Annotated in this window: 20 protein-coding genes and 1 pseudogene; 14 read left to right on the top strand and 7 right to left on the bottom strand. The window is 70.5% G+C overall.

Annotation, left to right across the window (positions count from 1 at the left end):
* Window positions 1–24 precede the first annotated feature (24 nt).
* The gene (locus CLV43_RS29640; protein WP_106191086.1) at window positions 25–1,383 is read left to right on the top strand and encodes a carotenoid oxygenase family protein; all 1,359 of its coding nucleotides are present in this window, start codon (window positions 25–27) and stop codon (window positions 1,381–1,383) included.
* A gap of 4 nt (window positions 1,384–1,387) precedes the next feature.
* On the opposite strand, the gene CLV43_RS29635 is transcribed toward CLV43_RS29640, so the two are convergent.
* The 3 genes from CLV43_RS29635 to CLV43_RS29625 form a co-directional block, all read right to left on the bottom strand.
* Window positions 1,388–1,588, bottom strand: coding sequence for a DUF4287 domain-containing protein (locus CLV43_RS29635; RefSeq protein WP_106191085.1), 201 nt, complete (start codon window positions 1,586–1,588; stop codon window positions 1,388–1,390).
* Window positions 1,589–1,609: 21 nt separating this feature from the next.
* Window positions 1,610–2,653, bottom strand: a complete 1,044-nt coding sequence (locus tag CLV43_RS29630) for a P1 family peptidase (RefSeq protein ID WP_106191083.1) — start codon at window positions 2,651–2,653, stop codon at window positions 1,610–1,612.
* 450 nt (window positions 2,654–3,103) lie between these two features.
* The gene (locus tag CLV43_RS29625; protein WP_106191081.1) at window positions 3,104–3,787 is read right to left on the bottom strand and encodes an 8-oxoguanine DNA glycosylase OGG fold protein; all 684 of its coding nucleotides are present in this window, start codon (window positions 3,785–3,787) and stop codon (window positions 3,104–3,106) included.
* A 465-nt stretch (window positions 3,788–4,252) separates the two neighbouring features.
* On the opposite strand from CLV43_RS29625, the gene CLV43_RS29620 reads away from it, so the two are divergent.
* On the top strand, window positions 4,253–6,418 hold the full coding sequence (locus tag CLV43_RS29620) for an RICIN domain-containing protein (protein WP_106191419.1): 2,166 nt from the start codon (window positions 4,253–4,255) through the stop codon (window positions 6,416–6,418).
* Window positions 6,419–6,583: 165 nt separating this feature from the next.
* Here CLV43_RS29620 and CLV43_RS29615 read toward each other — a convergent pair whose 3' ends face one another.
* The 4 genes from CLV43_RS29615 to CLV43_RS29600 form a co-directional block, all read right to left on the bottom strand.
* Window positions 6,584–7,354, bottom strand: a complete 771-nt coding sequence (locus CLV43_RS29615) for a DUF1684 domain-containing protein (RefSeq protein WP_106191080.1) — start codon at window positions 7,352–7,354, stop codon at window positions 6,584–6,586.
* Between the two features lie 71 nt (window positions 7,355–7,425).
* A complete protein-coding gene (locus tag CLV43_RS29610) occupies window positions 7,426–9,147 on the bottom strand; it encodes a DEAD/DEAH box helicase (RefSeq protein ID WP_106191078.1) in 1,722 nt (573 codons plus the stop codon).
* Window positions 9,148–9,210: 63 nt separating this feature from the next.
* Entirely contained in the window at window positions 9,211–9,573 is a 363-nt protein-coding gene (locus CLV43_RS29605) for a DUF2203 domain-containing protein (protein ID WP_106191076.1), read from the bottom strand.
* 244 nt (window positions 9,574–9,817) lie between these two features.
* On the bottom strand, window positions 9,818–10,090 hold the full coding sequence (locus CLV43_RS29600) for an acyl carrier protein (protein ID WP_106191074.1): 273 nt from the start codon (window positions 10,088–10,090) through the stop codon (window positions 9,818–9,820).
* A gap of 229 nt (window positions 10,091–10,319) precedes the next feature.
* On the opposite strand from CLV43_RS29600, the gene CLV43_RS29595 reads away from it, so the two are divergent.
* From CLV43_RS29595 to fabG, 12 genes and pseudogenes are all read left to right on the top strand, one after another.
* A complete protein-coding gene (locus CLV43_RS29595; RefSeq protein WP_106191072.1) occupies window positions 10,320–10,715 on the top strand; it encodes a histone-like nucleoid-structuring protein Lsr2 in 396 nt (131 codons plus the stop codon).
* A 384-nt stretch (window positions 10,716–11,099) separates the two neighbouring features.
* A pseudogene (locus CLV43_RS49530) lies at window positions 11,100–11,369 on the top strand (AfsR/SARP family transcriptional regulator); the annotation flags it as partial.
* A 6-nt stretch (window positions 11,370–11,375) separates the two neighbouring features.
* Entirely contained in the window at window positions 11,376–11,858 is a 483-nt protein-coding gene (locus tag CLV43_RS49525) for an AfsR/SARP family transcriptional regulator (protein WP_245887100.1), read from the top strand.
* 44 nt (window positions 11,859–11,902) lie between these two features.
* Complete coding sequence (locus CLV43_RS29585) at window positions 11,903–12,685, top strand: AfsR/SARP family transcriptional regulator (RefSeq protein ID WP_245887080.1); 783 nt, start codon at window positions 11,903–11,905, stop codon at window positions 12,683–12,685.
* A gap of 95 nt (window positions 12,686–12,780) precedes the next feature.
* The gene (locus CLV43_RS29580) at window positions 12,781–13,032 is read left to right on the top strand and encodes an acyl carrier protein (RefSeq protein WP_245887079.1); all 252 of its coding nucleotides are present in this window, start codon (window positions 12,781–12,783) and stop codon (window positions 13,030–13,032) included.
* Between the two features lie 25 nt (window positions 13,033–13,057).
* Window positions 13,058–14,290 carry a beta-ketoacyl-[acyl-carrier-protein] synthase family protein gene (locus tag CLV43_RS29575; protein ID WP_106191066.1) on the top strand — a complete coding sequence of 411 codons (1,233 nt, stop codon included), beginning with the start codon at window positions 13,058–13,060 and terminating at the stop codon, window positions 14,288–14,290.
* Window positions 14,290–14,994 carry an alpha/beta fold hydrolase gene (locus tag CLV43_RS29570; RefSeq protein WP_106191065.1) on the top strand — a complete coding sequence of 235 codons (705 nt, stop codon included), beginning with the start codon at window positions 14,290–14,292 and terminating at the stop codon, window positions 14,992–14,994. Before CLV43_RS29575 ends, CLV43_RS29570 begins: the two co-directional genes overlap by 1 nt.
* Before the next feature lies 1 nt (window position 14,995).
* Window positions 14,996–15,958 (top strand): thioesterase family protein, encoded by a 963-nt coding sequence (locus CLV43_RS29565; RefSeq protein WP_245887078.1) that lies wholly within the window; start codon window positions 14,996–14,998, stop codon window positions 15,956–15,958.
* A 4-nt stretch (window positions 15,959–15,962) separates the two neighbouring features.
* Window positions 15,963–17,054 carry a beta-ketoacyl synthase N-terminal-like domain-containing protein gene (locus tag CLV43_RS29560; protein WP_106191063.1) on the top strand — a complete coding sequence of 364 codons (1,092 nt, stop codon included), beginning with the start codon at window positions 15,963–15,965 and terminating at the stop codon, window positions 17,052–17,054.
* Window positions 17,051–17,374, top strand: a complete 324-nt coding sequence (locus tag CLV43_RS29555; RefSeq protein WP_106191061.1) for an ApeI family dehydratase — start codon at window positions 17,051–17,053, stop codon at window positions 17,372–17,374. Before CLV43_RS29560 ends, CLV43_RS29555 begins: the two co-directional genes overlap by 4 nt.
* Complete coding sequence (locus CLV43_RS29550) at window positions 17,371–17,850, top strand: 3-hydroxyacyl-ACP dehydratase FabZ family protein (protein WP_106191060.1); 480 nt, start codon at window positions 17,371–17,373, stop codon at window positions 17,848–17,850. Before CLV43_RS29555 ends, CLV43_RS29550 begins: the two co-directional genes overlap by 4 nt.
* Window positions 17,847–18,581 (top strand): 3-oxoacyl-[acyl-carrier-protein] reductase, encoded by a 735-nt coding sequence (gene fabG, locus CLV43_RS29545; protein ID WP_106191058.1) that lies wholly within the window; start codon window positions 17,847–17,849, stop codon window positions 18,579–18,581. Before CLV43_RS29550 ends, fabG begins: the two co-directional genes overlap by 4 nt.
* Window positions 18,582–18,585 lie beyond the last annotated feature (4 nt).

Below are 18,585 nucleotides of genomic sequence, written 5' to 3'. Positions count from 1 at the left end.
TCCCCTATCGGGAGTGGGTCTGCTATGAGCGGCGTCGAGGACGGGGTGGTCGACGGGGTTCCGGCGCCCGTCCTCCCGGTCGAGGGGACCGTGCCGAAGTGGCTCACGGGCACCCTGCTGCGCACCGGTCCCGCCACCTCCCCGAGCGCCTTCCGCAACTGGCTCGGCGGGCCGTCCGCGTTGCACCGCTTCGGTTTCGGCGGCGGACGCGTGTCCTACCGCACCGGCCTGCTGGACTCCCGCACGACGCGGCGGGGCCACGGCCGCATCGACTTCGCCGAGTTCACGGTCGACCCGTGCCTGGCGCTGTTCTCCCGCTTCTTCACCCGCTACCGCGTCACCCCCAACGCCGCCGCGAACGTGCTGTCGCTCGCCGACCGCCAGTGGGCCCGCCACGAGACGCCGATAGCGGTCGACTTCGAGCCAGGTGTGCTCGACGGCGTCGGCATCTCCGGCGGCCTGGACCCCGTCGCCCCCGGTGCCCGCCCGCACCACGCCCCGCTCACCGGTGACGTCCTCGACTACGTGCTCAGCTTCGGCGAGCGCAGCGAGTACCGCGTCCACCGCCGCCGCCCCGGCGGCCGGGTCCGCGACCTGCTGGTCGCCATCCCCACCGAGCACCCCGGCTACCTGCACAGCTTCGCGGTGACCGACCGGTTCGTCGTGCTGGTCGAGTACCCGTTCGTCGCCGACCCCCGGCACCCGCTCGCGCCCGGCAGGCCGTTCATCGCCAACCACCGCTGGCGCCCCGACCTCGGCACCCGCTTCATCGTGGTCGACCAAGCCGACGGGCGGATCGTCGCCGACCACCGCACCGAGGCGTTCTTCGCCTTCCACCACATCAACGCCCGCGACGCCGGACACCGCGTGGTGCTCGACATCTGCACCTACGCCAACGCGGACGCCGTCAACGCCCCTCGCCCGGCCCGGTGGCGCGGCGAGCTCCCGCTGGCGCTGCCCACGCGCTACGAGATCGACCTGCTCGGCGGTGTCCTGCACACCCGAAGACTCGCCGCCCAGGCGTTCGAGCTGCCCCGCATCTCCTACCGCGCGCACAACGGCGGCGACTACCGCTTCGCCTACGGCGTGGGCGTTCCGGGCCCGCGCGGCGCCGACGTGTTCGACCGCCTGGTGAAGCTCGACGTGCAGTCCGGCGAGACCTCGATCTGGCACGAGCCCGGCGGGCACCCCGGCGAACCCGTCTTCGTGCCCTCGCCGACCGCCCGCCACGAGGACGACGGCGTGCTGCTGTCCGTGGTCCTCGACGGCCGCGACGGCCATGCGGGCATGGTCGTCCTGGACGCCCACTCCTTCGAGGAGCTCGCGCGCGTCGCCGTCCCGCACTTGGGCGGCACGGCCACCGTGCACACCGCGGCCAGCTAGCCGGCTATTCGGCGAGCGTGTGCGCGACCAGTGCGTTCGCGTGCCCGTGGCCCAGACCGTGCTCGGTCTTGAGCCAGTTCACCAGCTCCATGTGCTTGGTCAGCGGCGACGCGCGGATCAGGTCCTTCCACTCCGCGATCGGGCGGCCGTACTTCTTCTCGATCGACGGGAAGTAGGACGCCGGGCCCTTCACTGGTTCGGTCACGCGGGGAAGTGTCGCATGGAATCACCATCGGGCCTGGTAGGAGGCCGCTGTCCGCGGGTACAGCTCGCGGTAGGCGGGCACGTGGCGCCACCCGGTGGTCACCGACTCGGCCGCCAGCAGCCCGTGCACCAGCGCGCGGGCGAACACCTCCGCGCCCGCCGCGACCACCGCCTCGGCGTCGGTGTCCTCGGTGCCGGTGGCGACCGCGAACACCGTGTCGCCGTCGAACAGGCCGTGGGCGGGTCGCACCGCGAGCGCGAGGCCGTCGTGGGCGGAGTTGGCCAAGCGGAAGAGCTGGGCCGGGGTCAGTCGGGCGTTGGTCGCGATGACGCCGATCACGGTGTTCAACGGGTTCGACGGGGTCGACGGGTTTGACGGCATCAGGTGGGATCGTGCGGCGGTCAGGTCGTCGCCGCCGGCGGTCGGGAACTCCTGCCAGGCCACCGGTTCGCCGTCGCGCCAGCGGTGGTGCACGCCGGTCGACGCGGCGTGGGGGAGGCCGGTGTCGGGGTCGACGGAGGTGCCGACGGCGTTGAGGGCGGCCAGGGCGGCGATGACGGTGCCGTCGGGGAGGACGGCGCTGGCGGTGCCCAGGCCGCCTTTGAGGCCGGCGTTGACGGCGCCGGTGCCTGCGCCTGCGTTGCCGGTGGGGAAGTGGGGGTTGGCGGTTTTGGCGGCTTCTGCGGCTTCCATGCCGAGGGTGGGATCGGGGTGGAGGGTGAAGTTGCCGCCGCGGCCCAGGTCGAAGAGGGCGGCGGCTGGGACCAGGGGGGTGGGGGTGCCCAGCCAGGTCTGGACGCCGTCGGCTGCGGAGAGGCCGTAGGAGCTGCCGCCGGTGAGGACGATCGCGGGGACCTCGCGGCCGCCGTAGCGGGGGTCGAGGGCGGTGGTTTCCCTGGTGGCTGGTGCGCCGCCGCGGACGTCCGCTGTGGCGAGTGTGCCGGGTGGGAGGAGGACGACGGTGGTGCCGGTGAGGGCGCCGTTGTGGGTTCTGGTGGCGTTGCCTACGCGGATTCCGGGGATGTCGGTGATGGCGTTGAGGTGGCCCGCGGTGGTGGCGGTCATCGCGGGAGCGTACTGGGGGTGGGGCACCCCGGTCGCCGAGTGTTCTATACCCACCCGCGCTTGTCAAGACGGTAGGGCTGTCTTGACAAGCGCGGGTGGGTATAGAGATGGCTTCTCGTCGGGGTGCGTGGGGGGGTGTGGGTGGGGAGGGCATCCGACGCTCCGCGACGGACAGGGCATCCTCGGCTGCGCCGTCGGACCAGGCATCCTTGCTGCGCGGCGGACGAGGCCCCAGGCGCTCCGCGCCGGATGCGCGCTGGCGGGCTGCGCCCAGTGGGGGATCCTCGGCTGCGCCGTTGGACAGGGAAGGCATCCTCGCTGCGCGTCGGACAGGGCCCCAGGCGCTTCGCGCCGGGTGGGCGCTGGCGGGCTGCGCCCGCCGGGGTTGTCTGTGCTCGGGTTGCTGGTGGGTGGGGCGTTCTTGCTGTGCGTTGGGCTTCGCCTAGTGGGTTAGGCGCGGCCCAGGGCTTGGCCGGCGGCGGAGAGGGTGCGTTCGACTAGGTCGGTTGGGGTGTGGGGGGACCAGCGGGTTGCCCAAGCGGAGGCGTAGTTGAGGTAGTCCGTGTACTGCTCGGTCGACCAGGGGCCGTCTGGGTGCCAGGTGCTGCCGCGTAGGGCGTTGATGGCGATGGTGATGTTGTGGTCGAGGATGAGCGGGCCGTTGGTGGTGGGGGTGTAGGCGCCGAAGTGGAGGACGCGGGTGGTGGCGGCGGTGCTCAGTGCGGGGAGGGGGTGGGGGCCGCGTTTGCTGAGGAGGGTGTAGCCGGAGGTTGGGGACTCCGAGCGGGTGGTGCGGATGGCGAGTGAGAGGTTTTCGCCCAGGTTGGTGGGGTTGGCGGTGAAGACGGCGCCGAGTTTGGGGGCGTTGCGCCACTTGGTGCCGGTGGTCCAGACGGTGGTGGCGACGAGGGTGTGGATGGCGCCCAAGGGGGTGTCGGCGCGGGTGCCGATGGTGAAGAGGGTGCGGCGGTCGACGGTGGTGCGGTCGTCCAGTTCCGGGGGCCAGTAGGCGCGGTCGGGGAGGTGGTCGAGCCAGTGGCCCTTCACGAAGGTGGTCGCCTGGTCGAGCAGGTAGGCGCCGTCGCGCGGAGGAGGGGTGTCGCGGAAGACGGTCTCGAACGCCAGGGAAGCCACCCCCCGGCATCCTATGGACAGGGTGTTCCGGGCAGCTCCGGGAGTGCTCCGGAACATGGTTCAAGACTTAGTTTAAGTGATGTATTGACACCTGGCTGTAACAGTCATAGCGTCCTGACCACGGAGAAAGGGGTCGTGGTGAGCAGATCCGAGGTCGTTGGAAGACGTCGGCTGGGCGCCATGACCGGAGCTCCTCGGTAGTGCACTTCCAGGGCGCGGTTCCGCCGCACGGCGCCCGTCGGTCCGTTCCACCCCGCTGACAGTTGTCCGACGGATCGCCGGCACGCCCGTCCCTGCCCGTCGGCCCCCAGTACGAAGGGGGTCGGTCGGTTCGCGTGCGCGTCGGTGACGACGCCGCGCGCGCCGCGGCCGAGGAGGGTTCCCACAGTGCTTCCACGTCCCAAGGGCCGCGTGCCGCGCGGTCGACGAACGGCTTTCGCCGCGGTGCTGGCGGTGATCGCGGGCATGGTCACGTTCCTGTCCGTGGGCTCGCCCGCCGCGAACGCCGCCGTCGACCCGTCGGTCTGGTACACGGTCGTGAACCAGGCGACCGGCAAGTGCGTCGACGCGCGTTCGGCCGCGACGGCGAACGGAACGGCGCTCCAGCAGTACACCTGCAACGGGACCGACGCCCAGCTGTGGCAGTTCCAGGCCACCAGCGGCGGGTTCAGCAGGGTGAACGCGCGGGGCGACGCCGCGCAGGTGTGGGACGTCTCGAACGTGTCCACCGCCGACGGTGGACTCATCCACCTCTGGACCTATGGTGGTGGGAACAACCAACAATGGCAGGCGGTAGAACAGGCGGGCGGCTCCTACCGCTTCGTCAGCAGGCTGAGCGGGAAGTGCCTGGACGTGCCCGGCTCGTCCACGGCCGACAGCGTGCAGCTCCAGCAGTGGGGGTGCACCGGGTCGAGCGCGCAGTCGTTCACCCTTGTCCCCGCAGGAGGAACCACCCCCGTGCCCCCAGTGCCCGGTACTCCGGACTTCGGCCCGAACGCGATCGTCTTCGACCCGTCCATGTCGGCGGCGACGATCCAGAGCAGGGTCGACCAGATCTTCGCCCAGCAGGAGCGCAACCAGTTCGGGCAGCAGCGGTACGCGCTGATGTTCAAGCCGGGCACGTACAACGCGAACGTGAACGTCGGCTTCTACACCCACGTTCTCGGCCTGGGCAAGAACCCGGACGACGTGAACATCAACGGGTCGGTGCACGTCGAGGCCGACTGGCTGGGTGACCAGAACGCGACGCAGAACTTCTGGCGCGCGGCGGAGAACCTGTCGGTCACGCCCACCGGGGGCAACGACCGCTGGGCGGTGTCGCAGGCGGCGCCGTACCGGCGGATGCACCTGCGCGGCAACCTGGCGCTCGACGACGGCGGCTGGTCCAGCGGTGGTCTGCTGGCCGACAGCAAGATCGACGGCCAGGTCCGGTCCGGGTCGCAGCAGCAGTGGCTGACCCGCAACTCCGAGATGGGCAGCTGGACGGGCTCCAACTGGAACATGGTGTTCGTGGGCGCCACCAACGCCCCCGCGGGCACGTTCCCGAACCCGCCGTACACGAAGGTCTCGCAGACCCCGCAGGTCCGCGAGAAGCCGTTCCTCAACATCGACGCGGCGGGCAACTACAACGTGTTCGTCCCGGCGCTGCGCACCAACTCCACCGGTGCCAGCTGGACGAACGGCGCGGCCGCGGGCCAGAACCTGCCGATCAGCCAGTTCTTCGTGGCCAAGCCGGGCACGTCGGCGAGCGCCATCAACGCCGCACTCGCCTCCGGCAAGGACCTGGTCTTCGGACCTGGCGTCTACCACCTGAGCGAGACGATCAAGGTCACCCGTCCCGACACCGTCGTGCTCGGCCTCGGCCTGGCGACGCTGATCCCGGACAACGGCGTGACCGCGATGACCGTCGCGGACGTCGACGGCGTGAAGATCGCGGGCATCCTGATCGACGCGGGCCCCACGAACTCCACCCTGCTGATGGAGATCGGCCCGACCGGGTCCAGCGCGAACCACGCGGCCAACCCGACCTCGCTCAACGACGTGTTCTTCCGGGTCGGCGGCGCGGTGGTCGGCCGGGCCACGACGAACCTCGTCATCAACAGCGACAACGTCATCGGCGACCACATGTGGATCTGGCGCGGTGACCACGGCGACAGCACCGGCAACGGGGTGGGCTGGAACCTCAACACCTCGGACACCGGGCTGATCGTCAACGGCGACGACGTGACGATGTACGGCCTGTTCGTCGAGCACTACCAGAAGTACCAGACCATCTGGAACGGCAACGGCGGCAGGACGTACTTCTACCAGAACGAGATGCCCTACGACCCGCCGAACCAGGCGGCGTACATGAACGGCTCGACGCAGGGCTACGCGGCGTACAAGGTCGCGAACTCGGTCACCAGCCACGAGGCGTGGGGGCTGGGCAGCTACTGCTTCTTCAACGTCAACCCCAGCGTGGTCAACGCCCACGCGTTCGAGGTCCCGAACAACCCGAACGTGAAGTTCCACAACATGGTGACCGTCTCCCTCGGCGGCAACCAGGGCACGATCCGCAACATCATCAACAGCACCGGCGGGACGGTGGGCCCCAACAACCCCACGGTCGCGAACTTGGTCAGCTACCCGTAGTTCCGCGCAGTACGGGGAAAGGCGCCGTCCGGGTCCTCCGGGCGGCGCCTTTCCGCCGTCTCAATGTCTGGATGCTCAGTAGCTTCAGTGCAGACCAAAACTCAGTCCGGCGTCACCCCGGTGCCGCGGACCTCGCTGCCCGGCCGCGACCTCTGGTGAGCGGTCTCAGGAGGGCTTCAGCTCGCCCGCCTCGACGGGCACGGTGACCACGTTGCCCTTCGGCGGTCGTGGGCAGGTGCCGTAGGGCGAGAAGGCGTAGGGCATGTTCCTGGCCCGGTTGAAGTCCAGCACCGCGCGGCCGTCGCGCAGCGCGCCCGTCAGGGCTCGCCACTCGGCGGTCGACGTGCCGCTGGTGGGGTCGCTGAACCGGAGGTCCACGGTGTCGCCGTCGACGGAGGCGGCCAGCCGCTGCTCGACGCCGGCGAGGGTGAAGACCAGCTCGCCGTGCACGGTGGTGTCCTGCTCGAGCCCTTCCTGGGCGGACCCGACGACGATCGTCCGCGGTGCCTCGTACGGCGTGAACACGGCCTCCACGACGTACTCCGGCCGCACGGCGAACGCGGGGACGCCGGTGAACGACCGCAGCACCGGGGCGTTCGGGTCGCGCGGCCGCAGCGCGTAGCGGCCGGACCGGAGGGCGACCTCCAGGTGCACGTCGCCGTAGGAACCGAAGATCGTCGAGTCCTGCTCGGCGACGGTGACCTCGGCGGAGCCGTCGAACGGGAGGCCGTCGACCACGAGCCCTTCGGCGGCGGTCGCGGTCACCCGTGCGGCACCGCCGTCGACGCGCCACTCACCGGGCACTCCGGGGAACCGCCGCGGTCGTTCGTCCAACCAGTGCAGCCCGGCCAGGCTCAGCCACCCGTGTGGCCCGCGCAGCTCGGCTTCCCGGCGGTCGTGCCACTCGGTCCACCCGGCCTGGAGATCATCGCTCATGTCGGCAAGAACGTCCGGGACGGGGACGGGATTCCTGGTGGGTGCCGAGCGGCACCCACCAGGGTGACCCGCTAGCCGAGCTGGTCGCGCTCCAGGCGCACGGACACCTTGCGGCCCTTGACCGTCGCACCGCGCAGGGCCACGATCACCGACTGCGCCGCCGACTCGGGCACCTCCACCAGCGAGAACCGGTCCGCGATCTCGATCGCGCCGATGTCGCGGCCCTTGAGCTTGGCCTCGCCCGCGATGGCGCCGACCAGGTCCTGCGGCCGGATGCCCGCGCTGCGGCCCGCGCCGAAGAACAGCCTGGTCATGCCCGCGGTGGGCGTGCGCGGCCTGCGCTCACGCCGGTTGCCGGGCTCGGCGGACCCGCGGCCGGGGCGGTCCAGGCGCGCGGACACGTCCGGGATCTCCTCCTCCTCGTCCGCGGCGGCACCGGAGGCCTCGTGGGCCAGCTTCACGGCGGCGAGGGCGATCTCCATGAGGTCGAACTCGTCGGTCAGCGTCTCCACGACCACCCGGAAGCCCTCGAGCTGGTCCTCCAGCAGGCTCTCGTGCAGCGCCGCGCGGGTGAGCTCCAGCCTGCGGGCCTTGAGGTCCGCGACGGTGGGGACCTTCTCGACCGGGATCCGCTGCTTGGTGACCCGCTCGATGGTCTTGAGCATCCCGTGCTCGCGGGGCTCGGCCAGCGTGATGGCCACGCCCTCGCGGCCCGCGCGGCCGACGCGGCCGATGCGGTGCACGTAGGACTCGGGGGCGGAGGGGACGTTGTAGTTCACCACGTGCGTGAGCTGCTCGATGTCCAGGCCGCGGGCGGCGACGTCGGTCGCCACCAGCAGGTCGGCCGTGCCGTTGCGCAGCCTGCCCATGACCCGGTCGCGCTGCTCCTGGCTGATGCCGCCGTGCAGCGACTCCGCCCGGTAGCCGCGGCCGTTGAGGGTCTCGGTCAGCTGGTCGACCTCGTCGCGGGTGCGGCAGAAGACGATCGCGGCGGTGGGCGACTCGACGTCGAGCACGCGGCCCAGCGCGGCGGGCTTGTGCGCCCGCGGCACGATGTAGGCGCTCTGCCGGACGCGGGGGGCCTCGCCGGGCGCGGTCTGCTCGCGCCCGATCGTGATCCGCACCGGGTCCTTGAGGTGCTGGCGGGCCAGCTTGTCGATGCGCGGCGGCATCGTGGCGGAGAACAGCACCGTCTGCCGGGACTCGGGGGTCTCCTGCAGGATGCTCTCGATGTCCTCGGCGAAGCCCATGTCGAGCATCTCGTCGGCCTCGTCGAGGACGACGATCTCCAGGCCGTCGAGCTTCAGCGTGCCGCGACCGATGTGGTCGATGGCCCGGCCCGGCGTGGCGACGACGACGTCGACACCGCGCTCCAGGGCCTGCAGCTGGCGGCCGATGGGCTGGCCGCCGTAGATGGGGAGCACGCGGGCGCCGAGGTCGCGGCCGTACTTGTGGATCGCCTCGCACACCTGCACCGCGAGCTCGCGGGTCGGGACGAGCACCAGCGCGAGCGGGGCGGTCGTGCGGCGGCCCGACTCGGTGAGCTTCTGCAGCACCGGCAGCGCGAACGCCGCGGTCTTGCCGGTGCCGGTCGCGGCCTGGCCCAGCAGGTCCTTGCCCTCCAGCAGCGGCGGGATCGCCTCGCGCTGGATCGGCGTCGGCTCCTCGTAGCCGAGCGTCGTCAGCGCCTTGAGGAGCTCGGGACGCAGCGCCAGGTCGGCGAAGGTGGTCCTGTCCTCGGTCGCCTCGGCGGCGTCGACAACGTCGGGCACGTCGGTCACTTCGGGGGTCATGCAGCTCCTCGTTCCAGGTCCGATCAACTGTGGCGGACCGGCCGAGTTCTGCTCGGCGAGAGTTCAGGCCAACCGGCGCCTACCTGCGAAACCGAGGTCGAGACGGTGGTACCAGCTGAGCTCGGTGTCGCCTTCCAACCAGCACAGCAGCACCGGCGCGCCGTCAAGGTCCGAGGGGAAGTCTACGAGGAGGGGGGCGAACCCCTTCAGTTCGGCCCCTGTCTGCTGCACCGAGGTGAGCAGTTCGTCCAGCTCAGCCTGTGCGGCCTTCCACTCGGGGAGGCCTCCCAGACGGGACGGTCCGCCGCCGGGGGACACCGCGGCGGCGAGCTCCGCGGCGTCGGCTCGCAGGCGGACGATGTCGTGCAGCACGGGCATGAGGTCGGCCAGCACGGCCCGCGCCTCGGCGACGGTGAACAGTCCCATGGCCGGCAGTTTCGCACCGCCCCCTTCCGGCGCCGCCGGGGGCGGTCGGCGGGCCGAGGGGTGAGGATGACGCGGACCGGATCGGCGTCGGCGCCCGCTGGGGGTGACCGGTCGTCGACGCGCGGGTCCGCGCCATCTCTCGGGGAGCCGAGAGCCGGGGCGGCCGGCCTCGTGCGGGACTGCGGTGGAGCGGGGTCCGGGCGTCCGCTGCCGGACGTGCGGCCACTCGGGGGTTAACAGCCGGCTAATTGACGGTTGACGCTTCCTCGACCACGGTGACGACACCGTCGAGGTTGACCATGCGGGTCAGCTCGGCCTGGTCGATCTCGATGCCGAAGGTGCGTTCCAGCGCCGACAGGATTTCGATGGCCCCGAGGCTGTCCGCGTCGTGGTCCTCTTTGAACAGGCTCGTCGCCGTCATCTCCGCGGGGTCGATCTCGAGGATTTCCGAGACGATTTCCTTGATCTGCGCCCTCTGGTTCTCGTCGAGCGTCACGGTGGCCTGCGAGGCGGTCATGGTTCCTCCACGGGAGCGGTATCTGCGAAGGAATGCTCCGGGCGCCCGCTATAGCACTTCTATACTTCAGGTTGTCCGCCGAAACGGTGTTTCGCGACCTATCCCATTGCCGCTACGGTGCGTTCCGAACAACATCCCGGAGCTTCGCCACGGCACCAGGAACGCGACCGCCCCGCGTCCCGGAGCCCTGGGCGGGTGACGGTCGGTAGCCGGATCGAGGGCGGAACACGTGGGTCGAAGGGTCACCGTCGAGGTCGTTGACGACCTGGACGGGAGCACTGCCGAAGGTGTCGCCACCATCAGTTTCGGGTTGGACGGCGTCGAGTACGAGATCGACCTGTGCCCGGCGAACGCGGCTCGGCTCCGCGAGGTGCTCCGGAGGTATGCGCTGTGCGCCCGTTCGGGCCTGCGGGATGCCGAACCCGCTGCTCGCGGCGCTCGGCCGAGCCCGGTGCGCAGCCTTGACGTGGAGGAACTCCGAGCGGTGCGGGCGTGGGCCCGCGGCAGGGGGTTCAGCGTCTCGGATCGTGGACGGCTGTCGGAGGCCGTGCTCAGCGCCTATGAAGAGGCTCATCCGAACGACCGCAAAAGCCCTCGTCCGACTGCGCGCGGATTATGGAACTGACCGGTAACATAATTCTGCGATGTGTTTCGGCCTGCCATCGTGGCTGGTCGGGGCCGGATTGTGAACAACTGGCTGACTGCCGTTGCAGTACGTGAATTGTCGCACAAGGCCCAGTCCGCTGCGCCGTTCGGCCGCATACCGCCCGCGTGCCCCCGACGCGAGCCAAATGATATTTCCCCCCAACGTCGCGGCGTAGGCAACATGTGATCGCTTTAACAAGGACTATTCCAGGTCGTCGTCCCGTCCGCTGATTCGTGGGTCGACGGCCTGGATTCCTGCGCTCTACCACCCTCCGCACCGGCCGCGAAAGGTCTGCGGGAGGTAAAGAAAGGTTGAACGGCGAAGTACACCTTCGCACCGCCGAGGGACTTGGGGGTCCTGGCCATGCAGATTCAGATTCTGGGTGCCGTCGCGCTCGCTCACGGAGACCGACGGATCGGAGTCGCTGCCCGGCAGGTTCGTACTCTTCTCGCCTTGCTCGCACTGTCTCCTGGAACGCCCGTCCCATTTGACCGCCTGGTCGAGGAACTGTGGGCCGGAAAGACGATGGGCAATGCACGAAATGCACTACAGGCAAATGTGGTGCGTTTGCGAAAATTGTTGGAAGGGGTAGCGGACCGGCCAGGGGATGAACTGGTCCGAACACTGGGCAGCGGTTACGTGCTCGACGTCGACGCCGATTCCATCGACGCGTACCGCTTCCGCGACCTGGCCGACCTCGGGTCGAGCTGCGTCACCCGCAGGCCCGCCGAGGCCATCGACCTGCTGGAGCGCGCGCTGCGGCTGTGGCGCGGCCCGGCCCTGTTCGACGTCGGCGACGGGCTGCGCTTCCGGATCGAGGCCGCCCGCCTCGACGAGCGCCGCCTGAGCGCCAGGGAGGACCTCATCGCGGCCAAGCTCGCCAACGGCGAGGACCGCGGCGTCGTCTCCGAGCTCAAGCAGCTCGCCGCCGAGTACCCCGAGCGCGAGCGCTTCAGCGAGCAGCTCATGGTCGCGCTCTACCGCAACGGTCGCCAGACCGAGGCGCTCGACGTCTTCCACCACACCCGCAAGCGGCTCGCCGCCGAGCTCGGCCTCGAGCCCGGTCACGCGCTGCGCGAGCTCTACCAGGCGATCCTCGTCCACGACCAGGTGCTGCTGTGAAGCCCGGAGCCCAGTCGTCGCCGTCGATCGTTTCGCAGAGGGGTGTGAGTCCGTTGCTGGAGTTCCGGATCCTGGGGCCGGTCGAGGTGCTGAACGACGGGGAGGAGGTGCCGCTGGACGGCTCGAAGCCGCGCACGGTGCTGGCGGCGTTGCTGCTCGCCGACAACGGGACCGTCTCCGACTCGGAGATGAGCGACTTCCTGTGGGGCCACCACCCGCCCGCCACGTTCAACGCGCAGATCTACACATACGTGTCCAGACTGCGCAAGACATTGCTCCACGAGGTCGGCATAACTCGCCGTTCACGCGGTTACGACATCCGGCTCGGGAACTGCCGGTTCGACCTCTGGGAATTCGAGGAACAGGCTCGGCTCGGCCAGAACGCATTGGCGGCCGGGCGGTACGAGGAATCCGCCGGATTGCTGCGTTCGGCGTTGTCGTCGTGGCGGGGTCCCGCGTTGTCGGGGGTCTCCGAACACCTGACCGACGCCGAGGGGCCGCGGCTGGAGGAGGCCCGCATCGCGGTCCTCGAGAGCCGCATCGAGGCCGACCTCGCGCTGGGCAGGCACGCCCAGCTGCTGCCGGAGCTGACCCGCCTGGTGCGGCAGCACCCGTTGCAGGAGCGGTTCCGAGCCCAGCTCATGACCACCTTCTACCGCTGCAACAGGCAGGCGGACGCCCTCGTGCTCTACGAGGAGGGCAGGCGCATGCTGGCCGACGAGCTGGGCATCGACCCCGGCTCGCTGCTGCGCCAGGTGCACCTCGCGATCCTCACCGCGGACCCGGTCCTCCAGGTCCCGCACGCGCTGCGCGTCGGCGTGGGCTGACCAGGCACATAGGCCAAATATAGCCCTCGGGCGCAGTCTTGAACGGTAGGAAAAAGCTGCGTTCGTGGAGGAAACAAATGACTACTTCCCAGTCCGTGACGATCGACGAGAACCAGAAGTCACAGATCAAGGAAATCGTCTCGGAAATCCTCGAGATCGACCCCGCGGAGATGACCGACACCAGCCTGTTCAAAGAGGACCACGACGCCGACAGCCTCGGCGCCATCGAGATCCTCTCCGCTCTCGAGCGCACCTTCGGCGTCGAGATCGACCAGGCCGAACTGACCCGCATGGTCAACCTCGAGGGCGTCATCGCCGTCGTGGCCGAAGCAGCAGCCGCCAAGTAGCCCCTCGGCCCGGTTGGAGCAGACGATGCACGAAGAGCGCCAGTCACCCCGCCGAGTGGTGATCACCGGTCTGGGTGTGGTCACGAGCATCGGCATCGGCGTGACCGAGTTCCTGGCGGGCCTGCGGGCCGGTCGCAGCGGCGTCAAGCCGATCACGTCCTTCGACACCACCGGGTTCGCCCACTCCAACGGCGCCGAGATCGACGAGTTCGATCCGGCGGACTGGTTGGAGCGGGCGGAGCCGGAGGAGTTGGGGCGGGCGAGCCAGTTCTCCGCGGCCGCGGCCCGGATGGCCGTCGCCGACGCCGGCATGTCGCTGGACGAGGTGCGGGCCCGCCGGGCGCTGGTGTCGGTCGGCACGACCGACGCCGAGTCGCGGGACCTGGACAACCTGATCGGCGTCCAGGTCGAGCAGGGCCCCGAACGGCTCGACCCGGTCGTCGCCCGGCGTTCGACGGCGGGCAGGCTGTCCTCCAGCATCGTCCGCGAGCTGGGCCTGACCGACGTCGAGGCGGTCACCATCCCGACCGCGTGCGCGGCGGGCAACTACGCCATCGGCTACGGCTTCGACGCGATCCGCGACGGGGACGTGGACGTGTCCCTGTGCGGTGGCGCGGACGCCGTGTGCCGCAAGACGTTCACCGGGTTCTACCGGCTCGGCACGATCGCACCCGAGGTGTGCCAGCCGTTCGAACGCGACCGCAAGGGCATCCTCACCGGTGAGGGGGCGGGCATCCTCGTCATGGAGAGCCTGGACTCCGCGCTGGCCCGCGGTGCCCGCATCTACGCCGAGGTGCTCGGTTACGGCCTCAACTGCGACGCGAACCACCCGGTCGCACCGGACCGCGACAGCCTGGCCCGGTGCATCGAGCTGGCGCACCGCAACGCGGGCGTGAAGCCGGAGGACGTCGACTTCATCTCCGCCCACGGCACCGGCACGAAGGCCAACGACGTCACCGAGTCCGGTGCCATCCGCCAGGTCTTCGACACGCCGCCGCCGACCATCTCCATCAAGGGCATGCTCGGGCACACCATGGGCGCGGCCAGCGCGCTCGCCTCGGCGGCCTGCGCGCTCGCGATCAAGGAGGGGTTCATCCCCCCGACGATCAACCACGTCGAGACCGACCCCGAGTGCGGCGTCGACTGCGTGCCGAACGTGGCGCGCGAGGCCCAGCTCGAGGTCGTGCAGAACAACGCGCTGGCGTTCGCGGGCAACAACGCGGTGCTGATCCTCGGTCGGTACCGGGACGCCGTCTGATGGTCCAGGTCCTGCTGCTGCACGGGCTCGCGGGCAAGCCCGCCGTGTGGGACCCGATGATCGCGGCGCTGCCCGACGGCGTCGAGGTCACCAACGTCGAGCAGCCGTGGCACGGCATGTCCGACGGCACGTGGGCCCACCACCCCGACCCGGTGCGGCTCGTCGTGGACGCGGTGCGCCCTGAGCACGACGTGGTGGTGGCGCACTCGTTCGGCGCCACCCTGCTCGCCGAGGCCTATGCCGACGGACGCGTGCCCGCGCGGCCGTCGGTGCTCCTCTGCCCGTTCCACCGGTCGTCGTCCGCCGAGTTCGACTGGTCGACGATCTCGTACTACCTGAACGACTTCCACCGCACCTTCGAAGAGGCCATGCGGGTCGGCGAGACCGCCCGCTTCCCGGAGAGGCGCCGTGCGTGGCTCGCCCGCGCGCTGCGCGACCAGGTCGGCCCCTACGGCTGGATGCGGTGGTTCGAGACCTACCTGCGGTCGCCGTTCCTCGACTTCTCCGGAGTGGGGGCACCGCAGCTCGTGCTGTCCGGTGTCGACGACATCGCCGCCCGCCCCGAGGACGGGCGAGCACTCGCGAAGTCGTTGCCGCACGGCCGGTTCGAGCTGCTCGACGGCTGCGGTCACTTCCCGATGCTGGAACAGCCCGACCGGGTCGCGGCGCTGATCCGCGATTTCCTCGACGACGCCTGGAGTTGACGTGAGCCAGACCGCTACCCCCGAACACCTGACGATGTCGCAGATCCGGCCCCGCTACGAGGGCTCGAACATCTGCACCTGGATCGGTTTCAAGCACGTCAACTACATGGTCGAGGAAGCCGTGCTGGACCACCTGCGCCAGCGCGGGTTCCCGGCGGGCGCGCTCTACGAGCGCTACGGCCTGTGCACCGACATCACCGACCTGGACACCAAGATCCTCACCGCGTTCCACATCGACGACCTGGCCACGGCCACCGTCCGCGAGGTGGCGCACGACGGCCCCGAGCTGCGGCTGTCGGTCGAGTTCACGGTGGACCGCGGCAAGCCGGTCAAGGCCGTCAAGTCGAAGGTGTCCGTGTCGCTGCGCCTGGACCCGCACGGGTTCGACGCCGAGGACGCGCCCGCCGAGCTGCTCCCGCACGTCGTGGCCTCGATCTCCGCCGAGGACAAGGCCGTCGTGCCGATCCCGGTCGGCGACGCCGACCCGCTCGACCTGCTCACCGCGGGCCGCAACGCCTTCGGCTGGGCGTGGCGGATGCCGTACTTCTACTGCCACTTCACCGAGCGCGTGCAGATGTCGGGCTACCTCCGCCAGATGGAGGAGATCCTGGACCTGTTCGTCGAGGACCGCGGCGTCTCCATCAAGACCCTGCTCGACGAGCAGAACTGGATCCCGGTCGTGCCGCACTCGCGGATCACGTTCCTGGCCGAGGCGAAGATGGAGGAGACCCTCTACACGGTCTTCACCGTCGAGAACGTCTTCAAGCGCTACACCTTCACCGCCCGGATGGACTGCTACGTGCTGCGCGACGGCGTGCTCGTGCCCACCGCGACCGGCCGCATCACCCACGGCTGGGCCGTGATCGAGAACCGCAAGGACTGGAGCCTGGTCAACTTCGACGACCGGCTCACCGACGCGCTCACCGGCAAGGCGGGCGTGATCTCCGGCCGCGGAACGGTCTGATCCCATGACCGCCACGACTCCCGTCGACCGCACGGGTCGACTCGTCTTCTCGGCCTGGTCCGCCGTGTCGCCGTACGGCATCGGCGGCGACGCCTTCGCCGCGGGCGTCGTGGCGGGCCGGGACGCGACCACCGAGCTGGACCAGGAGACCTACCCCGGCCCGTACCCGCGGGCCGGGCTGGTCCCCGAGTTCACCGCCGCCGGAGCGCTGGGCCGCAAGGGGACCCGCACGATGGACCGGGTCACCGCCATCGCGGTCTCGGCCGTCGGGCAGCTCATCGACGACTGCGGTCCCGAGCTGCTGGCCGAGCCCGACCGGGTCGGCCTGGTGCTGGGCACCGGGTCCGGCAGCGTGCAGTCCATCATGGACTTCACCAAGGACTCGCTGACCGGCGCCAAGCCCTACCACGTCGACCCGGCGCTGTTCCCGAACACGGTGATGAACCGCGCCGCCGGGCAGAGCGCCATCTGGCACGGCATCAAGGGCCCCAACACCACCATCGCCGGTGGTGCGCTGACCGGTCTGCTCGCGCTGAGCTACGCCATGCGGCTCTACCGCGGCGGGCACTGCGACCGGGCGCTGCTCGGCGCGGCCGAGGAGTACTCGGTGCAGCGCGCCTGGCTGGAGTGGCACGGCCGCACCGGTGACGGCGTCGCGCCGTCGCTGGGCGAGGGCGGCGCGGTGTTCCTGCTGGAGCCCAAGTCCGACGCCGAGACCGCGGGCCGCACGGCGCTCGCCGCCGTGCTGGCCACCCGCTTCCGGGCGTTCGGCGAGACCGTCGACGCGCGCAAGGCCGTCGGCGACTGCGTGCGGGCCGCGCTGGCCCAGGCCGGGGTGTCCGCCGCCGACGTGCGGCTGGTCGCCCCCGCGGGCGGCGAGTTCGAGACCGCGGAGGACGCGGGCGTCGCCGACGCGCTCGACGGCGGCACGCCGGAGTTCGTCCGCTGCGGACAGCTCTTCGGCGACACCTCCGCGGCCGGTGCCAGTTTCCAGCTGGCCGCCGTGCTCGCGAAGGGCGGTGGCGGCATCGCGCTGGTGACTGGCGTCGACCGCGACGGCACGGTCGGGTGCGCGGTGCTGGAGCTCGCCGGATGACCGCCGTGGAGGAGGGGACGCGGGTCTTCGTCGACCCGGCCGACCCGGTGTTCGCCGGGCACTACCCCGGATTCCCCATCCTGCCGGGTCTCTTCGTCGTGCAGCACGTGCACGAGGCCGTCCGCGACCGGCTGCCCGGCATGCGGGTGAGCGCGGTGCAGCGGGCCAAGTTCCTCAGCCCTGTGTTCCCCGGCGACTCGCTGCTGATCGCCACGACGTTCGCCGACGACGGCGACAGCGTCCTGGTGACCGCCGTGGTGTCCACCGGCACCGGGCCGGTCGTCGAGGTCAAGCTCCGCTACTCGGGGAGCGCGTCGTGACCGGGGTCGAGGGGATCAAGAGGATCATCCCGCACCGGTTCCCGGTGCTGCTGGTCGACCGGGTGTCCGAAGTGGACCCCGGTCGCACCCTGGTCGCGCACAAGGCGATCAGCGGTCGCGAGTCCTGCTACGAGGGGCTCGCCGACGACGCCGACCACGCGTACCCGATCGGCCTGCTGCTGGAGTCGTGGGCGCAGTGCGCCGTGCTGCTGACCCGCTGGGAGAGCCCGAACCCGGACGTGCTGGCCGACAAGGTGGAGCTGATCACCGGGATCCGCGGCGTCTCGCTGCTGGCCCCGGTCTACCCCGGCGACGTGCTGACCCACCACGTCCGGCTGGTCCGCGAGGTCGACGACGCCGCGATCCTGGCCGGTCACAGCGTGGTCGGCGGGCGCACGGTGCTGGAGGTCGGCACGTTCACTATGGCCCGTCGCGGGGTCGAGGTCCTGCGGCCGCAACGAGGAGTGGTGGCATGAGGCGCGTCGCACTGGTGACCGGAGGGTCGCGCGGGATCGGCCACAAGGTGGTGACCCGCCTGGCCGAGGACGGCTACGACGTCGCGTTCTGCTACCAGTCCAACGCCGACGCGGCCGCGGTCGTGGCCAAGGAGGCCGAGGCGCTGGGCGCCGCGGTGCACGCCGGGCAGGTGGACGTGGCGCAGCGCCGCGAGGTCGAGGCGTTCGTCAAGAGCACCGAGAAGGAGCTCGGCCCGCTGCACACCGTGGTCTCCTGCGCGGGCATCGTGCGGGACAACCCGCTGGTGCTGCTCAAGGAGGACGACTGGCAGGCGGTGCTGCGGACCAACCTCGACGGCACCTACCACCTGTGCAAGGCCGCCGTGTTCTCGATGATGAAGCGGCGCGCGGGGAGCCTCGTCACGATGTCCTCGGTCGCCGGGGTCTACGGCAACGCCGCGCAGACCAACTACTCGGCGTCCAAGGCCGGGATCATCGGGTTCAGCAAGGCGCTGTCCAAGGAGGTCGGCAAGTACGGCATCCGGGTCAACGCCGTCGCGCCCGGCTTCATCGGCACGGACATGGTCGCCGGCCTCGCCGACGACTTCGTGGCGAGGATGACCGAGAGGATCCCGCTCGGCCGGTTCGGCACGCCCGAGGAGGTCGCCGACCTGGTGTCCTTCCTGGCCTCCGACCGCGCCTCCTACGTCACCGGCCAGGTCTTCGGGGTCGACGGCGGACTGGTCATCTGAGGAG

This window comes from Umezawaea tangerina (assembly GCF_003002815.1).
GTDB classification, from domain to species: domain Bacteria; phylum Actinomycetota; class Actinomycetes; order Mycobacteriales; family Pseudonocardiaceae; genus Umezawaea; species Umezawaea tangerina.
Note: the sequence above shows the minus strand (reverse complement) of the source record. Positions and strands in the feature narration are given on the sequence as shown.